Origin of the sequence: Neobacillus sp. D3-1R (genome assembly GCF_052180215.1) — a bacterium.
GTDB lineage: Bacteria > Bacillota > Bacilli > Bacillales > Cytobacillaceae > Pseudoneobacillus.
Genome location: NZ_CP197471.1, coordinates 3,605,650 through 3,624,526, shown reverse-complemented (window position 1 = coordinate 3,624,526; position 18,877 = coordinate 3,605,650). Strand labels below are relative to the sequence as shown.

Annotated in this window: 21 protein-coding genes; 20 read left to right on the top strand and 1 reads right to left on the bottom strand. The window is 37.0% G+C overall.

Translation table 11 applies throughout. The annotated features are described in order from the left end of the window. Positions 1-165 precede the first annotated feature (165 nt). The 6 genes from ACSBPO_RS18635 to ACSBPO_RS18610 all read left to right on the top strand — a co-directional run bounded on the left by ACSBPO_RS18635 (position 166) and on the right by ACSBPO_RS18610 (position 4,566). Positions 166-528, top strand: coding sequence for a HesB/IscA family protein (locus ACSBPO_RS18635; protein ID WP_442595928.1), 363 nt, complete (start codon positions 166-168; stop codon positions 526-528). Between the two features lie 384 nt (positions 529-912). After that, positions 913-2,139, top strand: coding sequence for an NAD(P)/FAD-dependent oxidoreductase (locus ACSBPO_RS18630; protein ID WP_442595926.1), 1,227 nt, complete (start codon positions 913-915; stop codon positions 2,137-2,139). Positions 2,140-2,222: 83 nt separating this feature from the next. Then, entirely contained in the window at positions 2,223-2,711 is a 489-nt protein-coding gene (locus ACSBPO_RS18625; RefSeq protein WP_442595924.1) for an NUDIX domain-containing protein, read from the top strand. Positions 2,712-2,872: 161 nt separating this feature from the next. Continuing rightward, positions 2,873-2,998 (top strand): YuiA family protein, encoded by a 126-nt coding sequence (locus ACSBPO_RS18620; protein ID WP_442595922.1) that lies wholly within the window; start codon positions 2,873-2,875, stop codon positions 2,996-2,998. Positions 2,999-3,287: 289 nt separating this feature from the next. Next, entirely contained in the window at positions 3,288-3,605 is a 318-nt protein-coding gene (locus ACSBPO_RS18615; protein ID WP_442595920.1) for a YuiB family protein, read from the top strand. Between the two features lie 244 nt (positions 3,606-3,849). Further along, entirely contained in the window at positions 3,850-4,566 is a 717-nt protein-coding gene (locus tag ACSBPO_RS18610; protein WP_442595918.1) for a 3D domain-containing protein, read from the top strand. 35 nt (positions 4,567-4,601) lie between these two features. On the opposite strand, the gene ACSBPO_RS18605 is transcribed toward ACSBPO_RS18610, so the two are convergent. Further along, positions 4,602-5,078 (bottom strand): divergent PAP2 family protein, encoded by a 477-nt coding sequence (locus ACSBPO_RS18605; RefSeq protein ID WP_442595916.1) that lies wholly within the window; start codon positions 5,076-5,078, stop codon positions 4,602-4,604. Between the two features lie 201 nt (positions 5,079-5,279). On the opposite strand from ACSBPO_RS18605, the gene ACSBPO_RS18600 reads away from it, so the two are divergent. From ACSBPO_RS18600 to ACSBPO_RS18535, 14 genes are all read left to right on the top strand, one after another. Continuing rightward, a complete protein-coding gene (locus ACSBPO_RS18600; protein ID WP_442595914.1) occupies positions 5,280-5,657 on the top strand; it encodes a DUF309 domain-containing protein in 378 nt (125 codons plus the stop codon). 69 nt (positions 5,658-5,726) lie between these two features. Beyond that, positions 5,727-7,229, top strand: a complete 1,503-nt coding sequence (locus ACSBPO_RS18595) for a leucyl aminopeptidase (RefSeq protein WP_442595912.1) — start codon at positions 5,727-5,729, stop codon at positions 7,227-7,229. A 235-nt stretch (positions 7,230-7,464) separates the two neighbouring features. Next, complete coding sequence (locus tag ACSBPO_RS18590; protein ID WP_442595910.1) at positions 7,465-8,502, top strand: LacI family DNA-binding transcriptional regulator; 1,038 nt, start codon at positions 7,465-7,467, stop codon at positions 8,500-8,502. A gap of 68 nt (positions 8,503-8,570) precedes the next feature. Continuing rightward, the gene (locus tag ACSBPO_RS18585) at positions 8,571-9,617 is read left to right on the top strand and encodes a TRAP transporter substrate-binding protein (protein ID WP_442595908.1); all 1,047 of its coding nucleotides are present in this window, start codon (positions 8,571-8,573) and stop codon (positions 9,615-9,617) included. 131 nt (positions 9,618-9,748) lie between these two features. Continuing rightward, on the top strand, positions 9,749-10,264 hold the full coding sequence (locus tag ACSBPO_RS18580) for a TRAP transporter small permease (RefSeq protein ID WP_442595906.1): 516 nt from the start codon (positions 9,749-9,751) through the stop codon (positions 10,262-10,264). Positions 10,265-10,268: 4 nt separating this feature from the next. Continuing rightward, positions 10,269-11,552 carry a TRAP transporter large permease gene (locus tag ACSBPO_RS18575; RefSeq protein ID WP_442595904.1) on the top strand — a complete coding sequence of 428 codons (1,284 nt, stop codon included), beginning with the start codon at positions 10,269-10,271 and terminating at the stop codon, positions 11,550-11,552. A gap of 57 nt (positions 11,553-11,609) precedes the next feature. After that, on the top strand, positions 11,610-12,575 hold the full coding sequence (locus ACSBPO_RS18570) for a sugar kinase (protein WP_442595902.1): 966 nt from the start codon (positions 11,610-11,612) through the stop codon (positions 12,573-12,575). A gap of 14 nt (positions 12,576-12,589) precedes the next feature. Further along, a complete protein-coding gene (locus tag ACSBPO_RS18565) occupies positions 12,590-13,231 on the top strand; it encodes a bifunctional 4-hydroxy-2-oxoglutarate aldolase/2-dehydro-3-deoxy-phosphogluconate aldolase (RefSeq protein ID WP_442595900.1) in 642 nt (213 codons plus the stop codon). Positions 13,232-13,245: 14 nt separating this feature from the next. After that, positions 13,246-14,394 carry a galactonate dehydratase gene (gene dgoD / locus ACSBPO_RS18560; RefSeq protein WP_442595898.1) on the top strand — a complete coding sequence of 383 codons (1,149 nt, stop codon included), beginning with the start codon at positions 13,246-13,248 and terminating at the stop codon, positions 14,392-14,394. A 6-nt stretch (positions 14,395-14,400) separates the two neighbouring features. Further along, complete coding sequence (locus ACSBPO_RS18555; protein WP_442595896.1) at positions 14,401-15,297, top strand: AEC family transporter; 897 nt, start codon at positions 14,401-14,403, stop codon at positions 15,295-15,297. 43 nt (positions 15,298-15,340) lie between these two features. Further along, the gene (locus tag ACSBPO_RS18550) at positions 15,341-16,246 is read left to right on the top strand and encodes a dihydrodipicolinate synthase family protein (protein WP_442595894.1); all 906 of its coding nucleotides are present in this window, start codon (positions 15,341-15,343) and stop codon (positions 16,244-16,246) included. A gap of 135 nt (positions 16,247-16,381) precedes the next feature. Continuing rightward, complete coding sequence (locus ACSBPO_RS18545; protein WP_442595892.1) at positions 16,382-16,573, top strand: hypothetical protein; 192 nt, start codon at positions 16,382-16,384, stop codon at positions 16,571-16,573. 305 nt (positions 16,574-16,878) lie between these two features. Then, positions 16,879-17,496 (top strand): DedA family protein, encoded by a 618-nt coding sequence (locus ACSBPO_RS18540; RefSeq protein ID WP_442595890.1) that lies wholly within the window; start codon positions 16,879-16,881, stop codon positions 17,494-17,496. Positions 17,497-17,680: 184 nt separating this feature from the next. Beyond that, positions 17,681-18,844 carry a cation:proton antiporter gene (locus ACSBPO_RS18535; protein ID WP_442595888.1) on the top strand — a complete coding sequence of 388 codons (1,164 nt, stop codon included), beginning with the start codon at positions 17,681-17,683 and terminating at the stop codon, positions 18,842-18,844. The last annotated feature ends 33 nt before the right edge of the window (positions 18,845-18,877 follow it).

Sequence of the window (18,877 nt, the reverse complement as noted above, 5' to 3'; positions counted from 1 at the left end):
ACTTTTATACTATTCATTATACATGAAAACAGGATTAAAGTACTATAATAACAGGGGAAATCTTCAATTTTTGGCAAATATATTTCAGATGAAGAAAAGGCGGTATAGTTGAGTAATAAGTAAGCCATGTATATACTGATAATTAAAAACAATGGAGGAGATTTAATGGAAACAATTGTTGAAATTACAGAAGCAGCCGCTTTGCAGATAAAAGACATGATGAAACAAAATGAAGAAGAAGGTTCTTACCTACGTGTTGGGGTGCAAGGTGGCGGATGTAGCGGTTTGTCCTATGGAATGGGCTTTGATCAAGAAAAAAGCGAAAAGGACGTAGAATTTGAAGTATTTGGAATTAAAGTTCTTGTTGATGAAGAAAGTGCTCCTATTTTAAAAGGGACAAAAATTGATTATAAACAATCCATGATGGGTGGGGGATTCACGATCGACAATCCGAATGCCATTGCATCTTGTGGTTGCGGCTCATCGTTTAGAACGGCTAATGTTGCTGGTACGCCAGAGGAATGCTAATAACACTCTAACACTTTAAAGCACCGGGGGTCAGACCCCCGGTGCTTTAAAGCGTTAATGATTAGCTGGCCCGTTACCGATAATAACGGAATCTGTATGAACACTCTAAATGGGAATAAAATATACTATAATAACGCGAGTAGCTATAAATTTGCAATTTTCTTAGTATTTAAACTCTATATAAATGCCTTGAAAAAGCCAAGGAAAAAGAATAATATGGATGTTAGGAATAAATGTTAAGATTATGTGACATTTTAAGGTCTTTTTTGTGACTAGCTTAGTGAAGGTTATCACAAACTTTTTCTCTAGATAAAAAATAAAAACCTTTAAAGCAGTGGAAGATAATAAAAAGCCCTGTATTAAAAAATCATACAAAAGGTGGAAGTGATCACTTTGAGAAAACCAAGAATAGTGGTATTAGGTGCCGGTTACGGTGGTCTAATGACAACAACCCGTTTACAAAAATTAATTGGAGTTAATGAAGCAGATATAGTCCTCGTAAATAAACATGATTATCATTACGAAACGACTTGGTTACATGAAGCATCAGCTGGTACTTTGCATCATGACCGTGTTCGTTATGATATTCGCGATGTTATTGATCGCAGTAAAGTGAATTTTGTTCAAGATTCTGTAGTTGAAATTAAAATAGAAGAAAAATTAGTTATTTTAGAGAATAGTGAAGTTTCATATGATTACTTAGTGGTAGCTCTTGGTGGAGAGCCTGAAACATTTGGTATTAAAGGCTTAAAAGAACATGCTTTTTCGATTGTGAATGTGAATTCTGCCCGTCAAATTCGTGAACATATTGAATATCAATTTGCTAATTACAATAATGATGAAGAAAAGCGTGATGAGCGTTTAACAATTGTTGTTGGTGGAGCTGGCTTTACAGGTATTGAATTTTTAGGAGAGTTAACAAATCGCATTCCTGAGCTTTGTCATGAATATGATTTAGATTTCCATAAGGTACGTGTGGTTTGTGTAGAAGCAGCCCCAATGGTCCTTCCAGGATTTGACCCAGACTTAGTAACCTACGCAGTGGCTCAATTAGAGCGTAAAGGTGTAGAATTTATGCTAGGAACGGCTATTAAAGAGTGTACTCCTGATGGAATCCTTGTTGCAAAGGGTGAAGAAGAAGTACTAGAAATTAAAGCAGGTACAGTTATTTGGGCAGCAGGTGTGCGCGGAAACTCAGTTATTGAAAAGTCTGGTTTTGAAGCAATGCGCGGCCGTGTAAAAGTTCAGCCAGATTTAAGAGCACCTGGACATGATAATATCTTTATCATCGGTGACAGCTCTCTAGTTATTAATGAAGAAATCAATCGACCATACCCACCAACTGCACAAATTGCGATGCAGCAAGGTGAAGTTTGTGCACGTAATATCGGGGCGCTTATTCGAGAAAAAGGCGAACTTGAGTCTTTCAAACCTGATATTAAAGGTACAGTTTGTTCATTAGGTGAAGACGATGCCATTGGAGTCGTTTATGGTAAAAAATTATTCGGGTCAAAAGCATCATTCATGAAGAAAGTGGTTGATAACCGCGCACTTCTAATGATCGGCGGACCTTCACTTATGCTGAAAAAAGGTAAATTTAATCTCCTATAATATATAAAAACTGGATCGACGAAGTCGATTCAGTTTTTTTGTATAATAAAATAAAACAACATTTTCAAACTGGGGGGAAATAAATGGTGAAGAGTAAACGTGGGGACGTTTGGTTAGGTGTTTCAGGACTTGTGATTAATAAAAATGGGGAATGGCTTGTCGTCAAAAAAAAATACGGCGGACTAAAAGGTATGTGGTCCCTTCCTGCAGGATTTGTGGAGGGGAATGAAACGGCAGATGAAGCCGTTATTCGTGAAGTAAAAGAAGAAACAGGAATAAATTGTGTAAACAAAGGATTAATCGGGTTAAGAACGGGAGTTATAAAAGAAGAAATCAGTGACAATATGCTTATTTTTTTACTTGAACCAAACGGAGAAGGCATAGTGACGACACAAGAATATGAATTGTTTGAAGCGAAATTTGTAAATCCCGAAACATTGATCAATGAGGAGAGCTCTTCGGTCTTGTTAAAATACTTATTGGATGTTCAACCTCAAAAAATATCACCTGTTATTGAAGGGATAAATCCAGGTGATCAGTTCGGATATAGTTCCTATAAATTATTTTTATAATTTTCTAAAAAAATGAGTAACGATTAGAAATATTAAGAAAATAGTACTTGTATGCGTTTACAATAGACTTTTTTAAGCGAAAATGCTCCTTTCCTTTTTTCGAAATCCTTGATATATTATCAGAAAATTCAATTATATTTCTTCTTAAGGAGATGACAGGGATGAAAAGTCAAACAGTTGATAATAAGGAATGCGTTTATTGCTCAGGTAAAGGGTATTTTCAACTAGTACTAGGAGGTTCAGAAACTTGTTCATGCTGTGGAGGATCTGGAAAGCGCAAGGAATAGAAGACTAACTTGACTGCCTTGATTAAGAAAAGGCAGTCTTTTTTTTGTGAAAAATAAAATCCATGTGGATTGACTCCTTTTTCTACATTAAGTACACTTAATTTGTGTTTGTTTAGGAATGAAAAAAACTAAGAAAATTGTTTTTGCAATCTAGCTCCAGGGCCTAGCCCCTCGAGTCAAATAACCTCAAACGCAAGAAGTCAAAAAGCAGACTTCTTGTGTTTGAGAACATTTGCTTGTCGGGGCTGTCAAGGCCCTTGCGCTTTTTTAATGAGGAGGGACTAAAACGATGCCAATATGGGTTGTTATTATTTCAATGCTATTATTTTTTGTTTTATTTTTTGGAATCGGCTTTTTATTAAATATGTTGTTAAGAATGTCTTGGATTATGACATTTATCTATCCTTTAATAACCGTATTTATTGTTGATAAAGTAAGATTCATTGAATACTTCACCAATACTAAACAAGCATTTAGTGATTTAGGTGAAAGAATTCTATCTTTAGCTACCGCAGATTTATTAATTTTATGCAGTGGACTAGCGGGAGCTATTATTGCTGGTGTTACCATTAACCTATTGCGTAAAAATGGATACCAAATGTTTTAAATCGGCTCTTTTCTAAAACTGGATTTTTACGAAAACTCAATCTATACGGAAACAGACGTTAAAAAAACCTACTCCTTTGATGGAATTATTCATCTTGGGAGTAGGTTTTTTTATCGTTTTTATTTTTACACTAATCTCGTAAATTTAAGTAACGATTTGTCCGTAATTTTCTGAAAACTTACCTTGCTGTGTATAATTACCTCCCAAATGGGAAATGAATACTTTGGGAGGAGTGAAAAACTAGATGATAAAATTAAACCATTTAACACGAAGAATGATGATGACCATTCTATTTGTATTTGCGTTATTTACTACATTTCAAACCATTTCTGGTGTAGAGGCTAAATCGCTTATTTCATATGCCTATACCAATTATCAAGAAAAAAGTGACATTGATCATACTGGGTCTTATTTTTTACATACATTTAAAAGTTTAGGTTTAGCATTTAAAAGCTTACAAAAAATCGGATATCAATCTCAAATCTCTTCAACGGAGGCCGTAGCGGGTCCACCTCCAAAGTTAGAAGAGGCTATTAACTGGTCTAAATATCCGTCTAAAACAGTTGTAGCAACAGGATATACAGCTGGATACGAATCAACAGGAAAAAATCCAGATAACCCGAGCTATGGCATTACCTATTCAGGTGTAAAGGTTAAAAGAGATTTATATTCAACAATCGCAGCGGACTTAAATGTATTTCCAATAGGGACTATCCTTTTTATTCCTGGTTATGGCTATGGTGTCGTAGCTGATAAGGGTGGAGCTATAAAGGGTAATAAGTTGGATTTATTTTACGAATCTGTTGATGACGTTTATAACCATTGGGGAAAGAAAACAGTAAATGTGTATATCGTCGAATTAGGTGACGGTCACCTAACAGAAGAAGATCTAATTACCTTAAATGAAAATAAAGCAATGCAGGTATTCCGTCAGCAATATATAACAACCGAAAAAGAATAAAGAAGGGATTCCCGTCTAGGAATCCCTTTTATCATTTATGAAATGATTAAATGAATCATAAGAGTTAAGATGATACCAGTTAATCCTCCAAAGAAAACTTCAATGGGTTTATGGCCTAATAATTCTTTTAACTCTTTTCTTTTTACTTGTTCAGGTTTCTCCTGCCAGCCCTTTGCTTCATTAACAAACTTGGTAAAATCACTTACTAGTTGATTTAATACAATGGCTTGTTCCCCGGCTTGCCTTCTAACACCTGTTGCATCAAACATCGTAATAATCGCAAAAACGGCAGAGACAGCAAAAACAGCTGAATCTAGTCCCGTTTCGAGGGCAACACCTGTTGATAGTGCAGTCACAGCAGCAGAATGAGAGCTGGGCATACCACCAGTACTCGTCAATAAGGACCAGTCAAATTTTCTGGTAGCGATAAATTGAATAGGTACCTTCACGAACTGAGCAAAAAAGATTGCTGCTATTGATGACCAAAGAGGGAAATTTGTTAATAAATCCATTTTAAAAACCACCTTTTTATAAACCAGCCCACCTTCAACAAGATGGTGTGAAAAAAGTATTTTATAAGCGATGAGTAACAAAACTCATCAATACAGAGCAAAAAAAGTACTTTATCCGTATCACATAAGCTAAAAATTTCTTATTAATATCATAAAGGGAATATAATAATAGTGCAAATCATTTCCCAAAGGGTGAAGAGTATGGCGGAATATCCAATTGAATATTACGAATTCTTTGTTCACTTTAATGAGGGGGATTATTATACATGCCATGACCTATTAGAGGAGATGTGGCTAACGGATAGAGGTAACCTGTTTTTAAAAGGACTTCTGCAAATGAGTGTGTCGAACTATCATTATGAATACGGAAACGTGAAGGGAGCAAGGGCGATGATGGAAGTTGCTCATAATTACCTTCAACATTATCGGCCGCATCATTGGGGGCTATCATTAGAACCTGTAATGGCTTTTATTGAGGAATGTCTAAAAATTTTTCCTAAGGACATGGATAGAGTGCCTTATGAAGAGGTCCCTTTTTTGCCGAAGCTGCCAAGATTATTTATGAATCTTGATGATTAGCTACTCGAAATAATCGAAACATTTCGATATAATAAATTGAATACATATAGAAAAAAAGGGGCGGAGTTTATGTTTTCTGTTAAAGTGGAATGGGATTTTTCTACAGAGCAAGAAAGTTTAATAATTGGCTTAGTGGAGAAACCTGTTAAGTTTGAAGGGTATTTAGCTGAACTTGATCAGTTACTAGATGGACATTTAACACAATTAGTTAAAAGCGGTGATATTTCAGCTAAGAAAAAGGCTATTTCAAAAGTACATACCTTTGGAAAAATCGGCCCGAAAAGACTCTTTTTTGTTGGTTTAGGAAAAGAAAATGGCTTTGACTTTGAAACATTAAAAGAAGCTTTTGGTAAAGTGTTTCAAACGATTCAAGATCAAAAATTACAAGAAACTACTGTATTGCTTGATTCTTTTAAATCTGACTTGTTTGAGGAAAATGATGTTGCCCATGCCTTGAGTGAATCTTTTGCTTTATCAACTTACCGTTTTAAAGGCTACAAACAAAGCTCAAATGAACCTGAAAAGAAGATTGAACAACTTACCGTATTAGGTGGAATGGACCAAACTGAGATCGAGGCTGCTTTAACAGTTGGATATACATATGGAAAAGCCACAAACTCAGCTCGTGAATTGGTTAACCTTCCAGGAAATATGCTTACCGCAACAGATCTAGCAAATTATGCGAAGTCTTTAGGAGAAAAATACGATTTTGAAGTAGAAATTTTGGAAAAAGAGGATATGGAAAAACTTGGAATGGGTGCGTTGCTAGCAGTCAACCAAGGATCCGTTGAACCTCCAAAAATGATCGTCTTAAAATACCAAGGTAAAGAAAATTGGGAAGATGTGATTGCCCTTGTTGGAAAGGGGATCACGTTTGATACAGGTGGATACTCTTTAAAACCTAAAGATGGAATTGTAGGCATGAAAACAGATATGGGCGGTGCCGCAGCTGTTTTAGGTGCCATGGAAGTCATTGGTGAATTAAAGCCAGAACAAAACGTGGTTATGGTTATTCCTTCGACTGACAACATGGTCAGCGGAAATGCCTTTAAACCAGATGATGTCATTACTTCCATGAGTGGTAAAACGATTGAAGTACTAAATACGGATGCAGAAGGGCGTTTAGCTTTAGCGGATGCGGTAACGTACGCAAAGCATCATGGAGCTAATTATATTGTGGATGTGGCAACATTAACAGGCGGAGTGATTGTCGCACTAGGAAATGATACAACAGGTGCTTTGACGAACCACGAAGAGTTATTTGAACAGGTGTTAGAATCTGCAGTTGAAGCTGGTGAGCAAATGTGGCGCTTACCTATTTTTGAAAAAGACAAAGAACGTGTGAGAGGCAGTAAAATAGCTGATCTAAATAACTCACCGGGTCGAGACGGTCATGCGATCATGGGTGCAGCATTTATTGGAGAATTCGCAGAGGACACTCCATGGGTTCATCTTGATATTGCTGGAACGGCTACAGCTAAAAAGGATTCTGATCTAGGTCCGTCTGGTGCAACCGGAGTTATGACAAGAACATTAGCATTATTTGTTGAAAGATTTGAACCAATAAAATAATCATATTCAAAGCCAGTTTCTCGTTGCTAGTAAGCATTGGGAAACTGGCATTTTATTTTTAATTTAGAAAGACTATTTGAAATCTGAAACTATCAACAGTAAAAAACTACCAAAATAAAAAAATAAAAAAATAGTAAAAAGCTATTGAAAGGGTTTTCAGATTCTATTATACTATGTTCATAAACCGGTTTAGTAAACCGTTTTAGTAAACCGTTTTAGTATGGTGGAGGAAACAATGAAAAGAATAACCATTTCCGATGTAGCGAAATTTGCAGGGGTTTCAAAAAGTACCGTTTCGCAATACCTAAACAAGCGTTTTGATTATATGGGGGAAGAAACAAAACTGCGAATTGAGCAGGCAATTGAACAATTAGGTTATCAGCCAAATATTGTTGCCAGAAGTTTAAAGCAAAAACGAACTTCTACAATCGGAGTGATTGTTTCAAATATCCTTCATTCTTTTTCAACGCAAGTGATTCGTGCAATTGAGGATACATGCAGAGAAAATGATTTTCATGTCATAGTTTGCAATGCAGATGACAATCCTACAAAAGAAGAAAACTATGTGCACATGCTTTTAGCGAAGCAGGTGGATGGTTTAGTGATTTTTCCTACTGGTGGTAATCTTGATCTTTATCAGTCTATGGTAAAGCAGAATTATCCAGTTGTGTTTGTCGACAGGATCGTCGAAGGTGTGGATATTGATGTTTTTTTACTGGACAATGTAAACGCTTCAAAATTAGCGGTACAACACCTTTTTGACCGTGGTCATACGCGAATTGGAATCGTTACCCCTCCTGTGGAAAGAAGAATCACACCGAGGATTGAAAGAATTGAGGGCTACAAAAAAGCGCTTGAGGATCTGCAGCTACCGGTGAATGAAAATTTTATTAAAAGCATGAATGTGGAATTGCTCAAATATGGACTAAAGGAAATGTTTTCAGAACCTGAGCCGCCTACAGCCATCATTGCAGCGAATGATTTAACATTATTTGAAGTTCTGAAGTTTGCAAAAGAAAACGGGCTAACGATTCCAGATCAACTGGCGGTCGTTGGATTCGATGACATCCCTTTTGTAACGATTTTAGAACCGACACTTACACTGTTTTCCCAGCCAACCTTTGACATGGGAAATAGAGCAGCAGAACTGCTTATTCAAAAGATTCAAGAACAAGATACCGAGATAGAATCACGAATTCACCGGTTTCAGCCTACCTTGCTGGCAGGAAATCTACCAGAAAACAAGGACAAGCATCATCCTAATTTTGGATAGAAGAATTCGCTTTAAATGTAAGCGTATTCCTTCAATAAATTTTAAAAAGTCTAAGGGGGACACAAAACATGTTTAAGAAGTTATTATCAATATTCATGGTGGTAGCATTATTCACTTCAGTTTTAGCTGCTTGTGGTAACACAGAAGATAAAGCTGCAGACAGTGAGAAAAAAGGTTCAGGTAAAGCAAGAGTTATTCGTGCAGGTATCGGTCTTAATGACAAGCATCCTCAATACTTAGCATTATTAAAGTTTAAAGAAATCGTTGAAAAAGAAACAAACGGCTCTATTACAGTTGAAACATACCATAGCAGCCAATTAGGTGACGACCGTGCAATGATGGAAGCATTACAATTAGGAACACAACAAATGACAATTCCATCAACAGCACCAATCGCTAACTTCGTTCCTGAGTTCTCTGTTTATGACATTCCTTTCCTTTTCCCAAGTGAAGAAGTGGCAGACAAAGTATTATTAGAAAGCGATGTAGCAAAAGAATTACTTGAGAAATTACCTGCTCAAGGTATGGTTGGACTTGCTTATTGGGAAAATGGATTCCGTGATTTAACAAACGATAAAGTTGCTGTAGCAACTGCTGCAGATTTCAAAAATCTAAAGATCCGTACAATGGAAAACCAACTTCACCTTGCTGCGTTCAGAGAATTAGGTGCAAACCCAACTCCTATGGCATTTGCTGAAGTATTTACGGCTATGCAACAAGGAACAATTGATGGTCAAGAAAACCCTGTAGCAACCATTTACCTACAAAAATTTAATGAAGTTCAAAAATATTTATCTACAACTCACCATGTATACAGCCCATTCGTAGTGTTATTAAGCAAAATGTTCTGGGATGATTCTTCAAAAGAAGAGCAAGATATTTTAGTGAAAGCAGCTCAAGAAGCTGGTGACTATGAGCGTCAATTAAACCGTGAAGCAAACACAAAATATCTTGAAGATTTAAAAGCAACTGGTATGACTGTAACAGAAGTAACTCCAGAAGCTCGTGCAGAAATGAAAACTATTACTGACAAAGCAGTTGAGCCATTCGTTGATAAGATTGGTAAAGATACAGTAGAAAAAGTTAAAAAAGCTGTTGAAGATGCAAGCAAGTAATAATTGAAGGAAGTGGGGGCTATGAAGAGATATTCTTCAGGTCCCCCCTTTTTACCAAAAAAATATTTTGGGAAACGAAACAACACAACACATAAAAAAGTAATATCCGTTCCTTTTAAGGAGGAAAAAAAATGTCGGTATTAAAAAAGATTGATCGTTATTTTGAAGAGTCAGTAGTAGTCGTTTTATTTGCGTCAATGGTTCTATTAACATTCGCACAAGTGTTATCACGTTTTATTTTTAATCTTTCTCTAGGTTGGTCAGAAGAAATTTCACGATATGTATTCGTTTGGTTAGTTTATTTTTCAGCTGCAATGGCAGCAAAACATCGACGCCATATTCGCGTTGAAGTAATTGATACTCTTTTACCAAGAGCCGTTTCGAAATGGTTTGGCTTACTAGCAGATTTACTTTGGGTTGGTTTCACCCTTTATGTTGCTTTTTATGGATATGAAATGGTTTTAATGGTTACTGAACATGGACAATTATCCCCAGCCGTGCAATTACCAATGGGGTTTGTATATTCAATTATACCAATCGGGTTCGCTCTAATAGCAATTCGTGTTTTACAAGGTATAGTAGCAAGATTCCGTGGTACTGATGAATTAACGGATGAAGAAAAATTACAACGGGCAATAGAGGGGTGATCATATGTTGTCAGCACCATTAGTTTTAGGTATTGTATTAATTCTTTGCTTACTAATAGGAGTTCCAATCGCATTTTCCATTGGAATTGCTACCGTTTCTGCTCTGTTTGTTGGTGGTGTGCCAGCATCTTTTATTGCCCAGCAGTCCTTTACAGCTGTTGACTCTTTTCCATTAATGGCTGTACCATTCTTCATTTTAGCAGGAGCTTTGATGGAGACAGGTGGTCTTTCAAAAAGAATCATTAATGTAGCCCAAGAAATGATGGGGAATATTACAGGTGGATTTGGTATCGTTACGATCTTAGCTAGTGCCATCTTTGCTGCAATTTCAGGGTCAAGCCCAGCGACGGTTGCTGCGATTGGTTCTATTATGATTCCAGCAATGGTTGCCAGAGGATATAGTAAAGACTTTGCTTCAGCAGTAGCAGGTTCTGGTGGCGGTTTAGGAATCGTTATTCCTCCATCCATTCCAATGATTATTTACGGAGTAGTAACAGGTGTTTCGATTGGAGACATGTTCTTAGCAGGATTTGTTCCAGGTATTTTTCTAGCTATTTTAATGGTTATATTAATCTATTTTATGGCTAAAAAACGCGGTTATAAAGGAACTGGGCAAAAATTCAGCTTTAAGAGATTGGCAAAGGCTACAAAAGATGCTTTTTGGGCTTTAATGGCCCCAGTTATTATTCTTGGTGGTATTTATAGTGGAGTTTTCACTCCAACTGAATCAGCTGTTATTGCCGTTGTTTATGGATTTGTCGTAGGGTTGTTTGTATATAAAGAGTTAAAGTGGAAAGACATTCCAAAGACGCTCATTTCATCTGCAATGATTACAGGATCCGTTATGATTATCCTTGGTACAGCAACTGGTTTTGGGAAACTAGTTACAATGTACCAAATTCCTAACAAATTAGCAGAGATCATTTTAGGTGTGTCTGATAATAAGTACATCGTTCTATTATTAATCACTGCACTTATCCTATTTGTCGGAACGTTTATGGAAACACTTTCGATTATTATCATTTTAGCACCATTATTCTTACCAGTTCTTACGCAGTTAGGTGTAAACCCAATCCATTTTGGTATTTTACTAGTTGTTGGAGCTGAAATTGGAATGATGACACCACCATTAGGGGTAAACCTTTTCGTAGCCTCCGGTATATCAGGGTTATCCATTGAAAAGGTTTCGAAAGCTATATTACCTTTCGTTTTAATCCTAATCGTTGGGCTAGTTATTATGTTATTTGTCCCATGGATTGCTCTTGTTATTCCAAACCTATTCTCTTAATGAATAGGTTTTCTCTTTTATTCATACAACATTGACGCTAGCTTGGAGGAAAAACTCTTGGAAAAATTAGATGTAGTCACCTTTGGCGAAACAATGGTTCTATTTAATCCTGAACAAATGCTGCCTTTGGAGTATAACCATAAATTTTTAAAGCAAATAGGTGGAGCAGAATCCAATGTTGCTATAGGGTTACAAAGATTAGGCCACAAGGTTGGCTGGTTTAGTAAACTGGGAAATGACCCATTTGGAAGATACATTCATAAGTTTGTTAGAGGGGAAGGAATAGACACATCACGCTGTAAGTATACGGATGAAGCCCCTACTGGACTGTTTTTTAAAGAAAAAAGATCTTCAACCGATATTCGAGTCTTTTATTATCGGAAAAATTCAGCTGCCAGTTTATTATCAGAGGAAGATTTAGATGAAGAGTATATGGCTAGTGCCAAAATTCTTCATCTAACTGGAATTACCCCGGCATTGAGTGCATCATGTAGAAAAGCCATATTCAAAGCAATTGAAATTGCTAAGAAACACAATGTGAAAATTGTCTTCGACCCCAATATTCGTCTTAAACTCTGGAGTAAAGAAGAGGCTAAGGACATTCTAATTCAAATTGCGAAAGAAGCCGACATAATTCTTCCGGGTATGGATGAAGGGGAATTAATGACTGGTAAGAAAACGCCAGAGGAAATTGCAGAAGCATTATCTTTTGGACAAAATAAAACAGTTATCATCAAGCTTGGAGAAAAAGGAGCTTATTTCGAATCTGGTGACGATAAAGGTTATGTGGAAGGCTTCCAGGTCACACAAATTGTGGATCCAGTAGGCGCTGGTGATGGCTTTGCAGCTGGAGTTATTAGCGGAATTCTACGTAATGAACCTACTTCCCAAGCCGTTAGAAGAGGAAATGCGGTTGGTGCCATTGTTGTAGGTGTAAACGGAGACGTTGAAGGTCTTCCAAGTAGTGAAGAGGTTGAACAAATGCTAAATGGCCAGAAAGATGGCCAGGATGTAAAAAGATAAAGAGGTGTTCCTAAATGGAAAAATTAACAAATATCCAACGATTAACGGATTCTGGATTGGTAGCCGTTATTCGCAGACCAAAAGCAGAAAAGATTGCACAAATAGCAGAAGCTCTTGTTAACGGCGGTGTTGGTGCGCTTGAAATTACAGTAGACACTCCAGGTGTTTTTTCGATGATTGACAAAATTAAACAAGAATTCGGAGCAAGAGTTCTTGTTGGTGCTGGTACGGTTTTAGATGCAGAGACAGCTAAAGCAGCTATCGATGCTGGGTCAGACTTTATTTTCTCTCCGATTGTAGATGAGAAAACGATTGAAATGACTTTAAGATATGGCAAAATTTCTATTCCTGGGGTCATGACACCGACTGAAATCGTCAAAGCCTATCAGGCAGGTGCTGATATTCTGAAAATTTTCCCAGCTAGTTCAGTTGGACCCAATTATATTAGAGAATTAAAAGGGCCACTAGGTCATATCCCAATGATGCCTACAGGTGGTGTTTCTTTAGATAATGTTACCGAATTCATTAAAAACGGAGCAGTAGCAGTCGGAGTCGGAGGAACACTTTTAAATAAACAAGCTATTGAAGAAAACCGATTTGAAATACTAACTGAAACAGCACAAAAATTTGTGTCATTAATTAAAAGCGCACGTTAGGAGAGACATTCGGCATGAAAATAACTAAATTAGAAACGTTTATCGTTCCGCCAAGATGGCTATTTTTAAAAATTGAAACAGATGAAGGAATTACTGGCTGGGGAGAACCAGTCGTTGAAGGAAGAGCCGCTACTGTAGAAGCTGCAGTGAAAGAATTAAGCGATTATATTATTGGAAAAGATCCTCTGAAAATCGAGGATCATTGGCAAGTGATGTACCGTGCAGGCTTTTACCGTGGAGGTCCAATCCTAATGAGTGCGATCTCAGGAATTGACCAAGCTCTTTGGGATATTAAAGGTAAGTATCACAATGCTCCTATTTATGATTTACTTGGTGGCCCCGTTCGTGATGCCATCCGTGTATACAGCTGGATCGGCGGTGATCGACCGAATGATGTTGCAGATGCTGCTAAGAGTGCGAAGGAAGCAGGATTTACTGCAGTCAAAATGAATGCAACAGAGGAGCTTCAATATATTGATTCTTATGAAAAAATTGACCAAGCAGTTGCCCGAATTGCAGCTGTTCGCGAAATAGGTGGGAAGGATTTTGGGATTGGGATAGACTTCCACGGAAGAGTACATAAACCAATGGCCAAAATCCTAGCAAAAGAGTTAGAAGCATTCCGTCCAATGTTTATTGAGGAACCAGTTCTATCAGAAAATAATGAAGCCTTAAGAGAAATTGCGAATCATACCAATATCCCGATTGCGACAGGAGAAAGAATGTTCTCTCGTTGGGATTTCAAAACGTTATTATCAGATGGATATGTGGATATTATTCAGCCAGACCTTTCACATGCAGGCGGTATCACTGAGGTAAGAAAGATTGCTGCCATGGCAGAAGCCTATGACGTAGCGTTAGCTCCACATTGTCCACTTGGACCAATTGCCCTAGCAGCATGCTTGCAGGTTGATGCTGTTTCGCATAATGCCTTTATCCAAGAGCAAAGCCTTGGCATTCATTACAATAAAGGCAATGACTTATTAGACTATATCAAAGACCGTTCTGTATTCGAATACGAAGATGGATTAGTGAAAATGCCGAAAAACCCTGGATTAGGAATCGAAGTAAATGAAGAATATGTTCGTAAAATGGCTGAAGTAGGACATAATTGGAAAAATCCAGTTTGGAGACATAAAGACGGTTCTGTAGCTGAATGGTAAGATAATATGAAAATATTTATTCAAGTTGTATTGCCCGTACTCGTGATCTTTGCATCAGGGTACGGGCTTCAAAAGTGGAAGAAGCTAGATATTCGTTCGATTTCAACTTTATCCTTGTATGTTGCTACTCCTGCAATGGTTTTTCGGACCTTTTATGAAACAGATTTAAATATTCAATATATGAACATGGTGGTTTTCTCTTTTATTCTCTTATTTTTATTAATTTTTATAAATAAGATCTATTCCCGACTGACGAAGCAATCGGAAAGTTTGGAAAGCGGTCTTATTTTATCAACGGTATTTATGAACTCGGGAAATTACGGGGCACCGATTATTTTGTTTGCCTATGGGGAGATGGGATTCCACTACTCTGTTTCCATATTAGTTCTTCATGCCATCATGATGAATTTTTTTGGCGTTTATTATGCAGCAAGAGGGCAAGCAGGAATCAAAACGGCCATAAAATCTGTTCTTGAAATGCCACCAACATATGCGGTTATAGTAGCGCTGCTATTTCAATGGTTTGATATTAAGCTGCCTGAAACAGCTACTTCTGCTATCAGTCTAGTAGCGGATGTGACGATCCCAGTCATTATGATCGTCTTAGGAATGCAGTTAGCTGAAATCAAATTAAAACAATTTAAGTGGGATAAAATTGCTTACGGTGTAGTGGTTCGCTTATTTGTTTCCCCGCTATTAGCTGCAGGTATTGTGTATTTCTTTCAGATGGACCCATTGCTTGAGAAGGTATTAATTGTTTCTGCAGCAATGCCTTCAGCAGCGACGACAACTTTATATGCCTTACAATTTGATGCGGAACCTGAACTTGTTTCCAGCATTACATTTATTACGACAATCTTTAGTATTTTAACCATTACTCCACTTTTATATATTTTAGGTTAATGTAGGGGTGCGAAGGATAAAGGAAAGGGATAGGTGACTTAAAATGGTCAATCAATTTTGTGGTGTTATTCCACCTGTTTCAACGATATTTGATGAATCCTTGCAATTAGATAGAACAGGAATGGGACAATTAATCGACTTTTTAATTGAAGCAGGTGTAAATGGGCTCTTTTTTCTAGGAAGTGGCGGGGAATTTAGTCAAATGTCGGTAGCAGAACGAAAGGAAGTTGCCGAATTTGCTACCCAATACGTCAATAAACGTGTTCCCGTATTAATTGGAACGGGAGGCACAGGTACAAGAGAGATCATTGAATTGAACAAACATGCAAAGGAAATTGGTGCAGACGGTGTTGTTATCATTAACCCTTATTATTGGAATTTGACAGAAAGTAATCTGCTTGATCATTTTGGTGAAATCGCTGAAAACACGGAATTACCAATTTTACTTTATAATTTTCCAAACTTAACGGGACAGGATGTTAGCCCTGAATTTGTTCTTCAATTAGTAGAAAAACATCCAAACATTGTGGGGATTAAAGAAACAGTGGATACGGCTGGTCATATTCGCGAAATGATTTTAAAAGTAAAAGAAAAATATCCTCACTTCTCTGTGTTAGCCGGATTCGATGACCATTTATTTAATACATTAGCGCTAGGTGGAGATGGGGTTATTTCTGCCAGCGGAAACTTCGCACCTGAATTGACGATCGGAATTTACCGTGCGTTCCAGGAAAAAGACTATGATAAGGCCATTGAGCTTCATAGAAGGCTGGCCTATTTGCCTTTAATGTATAAACTCGATTCTCCATTTGTAAATGTAGTAAAAGAGGCTACTCGATTAAGAGGAATGAATATTTCAACGACCGTTCTTCCTCCTGCTCGTGCATTAAGCAGTGAAAAGAAAGAAGTTTTAGCAGAGATTTTAAAGAAAGCTGGTCTTATTGAGTAACTTTTTTAAGCTCCCTTATGGGGGCTTTTTTTTGGTTTGGTGCCATGGTTTAGGACAATGGCCCACTCCAAAAAGGCTCTCCTCGCATAAAAAGTAGAGTAGGCTACTGTTTATATGATAAGGAGGTAAACCTGAATGTATTATAGAAACCCATATGGGAACGAGAGTAGATTCTTTTTTGGAGCTCCATTTCTGGGAGGAGTACTAGGAGGATTATTAGGTGGAGCACTTCTGTATCCTTTTTTTAGACCATACCCATTTTATCCGCCATATCCAGCTTTTCCTGGATATGCACCATTCTATGGTGGAATGCCTTACTACTATTAAAAAACGCGACACCATCAATGGAATTATGTTTAAACGAGTGATTTCGGCTATCTCAGGTGGGATAGCTTTTTCTTTTTTTTGGGGATTAAAAATAGAATCTGGAATAAATGATTCTTTATAGGAATGTAACAACTAGATGTTTTAATAAATATAAAGAATAAAGGAAAATCTTTTCGTTTACCTATAGGATAATAATTGTCAAAATTAGGTAGACGGATTATAGTATTAGAATAAAGAAAGGGTTCAATAAATCATCTTATGGTCAAATTGATTGGACTTTTAACATTCAAAGAGGTGGTCCTCTAATGGAATTGGAACAATTATTACAGTTTATTGAAGCCCATGGATACATTGGTTTATTTTTCTGGGTGTGGCTAGGCATATTTGGTCTGCCCATTCCAAATGAAGTATTAAGTATGACAGTAGGGATGGCAACCTCTCAAAAAGTACTTAATCCTTTGATTGCATTTTTTGTTTTTTATGCAGGAATTCTTGCAGCCTTAACCTCTTGTTACCTTTTGGGAAAATATATAGGCAGACCACTTATTGGTATTTTAGAGAAAAGAAAAAGATACGCTCAACTAATTGATCAATCTTTTCATTTAATTGAAAAGCATCATGCCCTTTCTTTATCCATCAGTTATTTTCTTCCAGGAGTTCGAAATTTTGTCCCCTTTTTATATGGATTTAGTAAGCTTCCTTTTCGTACTTTTGCCTTATTCGCGTACTTTGGCTCATTTATTTGGTTATGTATTACCTTTACATTAGGTTTTTGGTTTGGTGACAACATGGAATTGATCATGCATTACGGAAAGGAATTACTGATTATTTTAGGTCTCATTGTTTTATTTATGATTGTTTTAAAAATCACGATTCGACGAAGAAAGAAGAAAATGGAGATGATGAAAAGTCATGGAATATAAGAAGTTTTTTATAAAAAAATGAAACTTTTTATCATCTCCATCGTAAATAACTATTAAACACAGATATGAAATTATATTTTTTTCTGGAGGAGCCTGTCACCAAGGGAGTAGTATGCCTTGGTGACAGGCTTTTTGTGTTTTTTTTTCATGTTTTACAAAAGATAAATATTAAGGGGTGGAAAATATGTTGATTTTAGAGTTAGCCATTATTTTAGTGGCTGCAAAAATTGCCGGGAGCATAAGTGTTAGATTAGGCCAACCTTCTGTTCTTGGGAAGTTGTTAATAGGAATTGTTTTAGGCCCCTCAGTATTGGGACTAATTGAGGAAACAGAAACATTAGCTGAATTCAGTCAAATTGGTGTCATTTTGCTCATGTTTATTGCAGGTTTGGAAACCGATATTGATGAATTTAAAAAAACGGGGAAAGCCTCTACTCTTGTTGGATTAGGTGGTATTGCCGTTCCTTTATTACTTGGTTATGCTACTGGTTTGATGCTAGGTCTAACTGGTATTCAATCGATGTTTCTAGGTTTATTGCTTTCCGCAACAAGTGTAAGTATATCTGTTCAAGCACTGAAAGAAATGAATCAATTACAGTCACGAGAAGGGGCAACTATTTTAGGAGCAGCAGTTATTGATGATGTTGTTGTTATTATTGCTTTAGCATTCCTCATGAGCTTTGCTGGCGGCGATGTTAATTTAACGATGGTTATCTTGAAGAAAGTATTATTCTTTGCAGGCGCTTTACTTGTAGGGTGGAAAATAGTTCCTATATTTTTAACAAGATTTTCATCTTTAAAAGTGACAGAAACGGTCATATCCTCTGCTTTAATCGTTTGTTTTGTTTTTGCCTACTTGGCAGAATACACTGGAGTGGCGGCCATTATCGGAGCATATATAGCAGGTGTAGCCATCAGTTTAACGAACTTCAAACATGAAGTATTTGAAAAGGTTGAAACCATTAGTTATTCCGTTTTTGTACCTGTCTTTTTTACTTCCATTGGGGTATCTGCTGAGTTTGGTGGTATTTCGGAGCATTTAGGCTTAATTGTGATATTAAGTATTGTTGCCATTTTAACAAAGCTGATTGGAGCATCTGTTGGGGCGAAAATGGCTGGATTTAATTGGAATAGCTCATTAGGAATAGGCTCAGCCATGGTATCAAGGGGAGAAGTAGCACTCATTATAGCGGCCATTGGAATTGAAGCTAATTTGCTTACTCAAGATATGTTTGCCGTGCTTGTGGTGGTCATTTTAGTCACGACCATTGTGACTCCACCTATGATGAAATGGTTTTTTAAGAAACAACAAGATCCAAATGGTAACAAGGTTAAACAAGCGATATAAAAAATAAACGGCAGCAAGTTTTTGCTGCCGTCT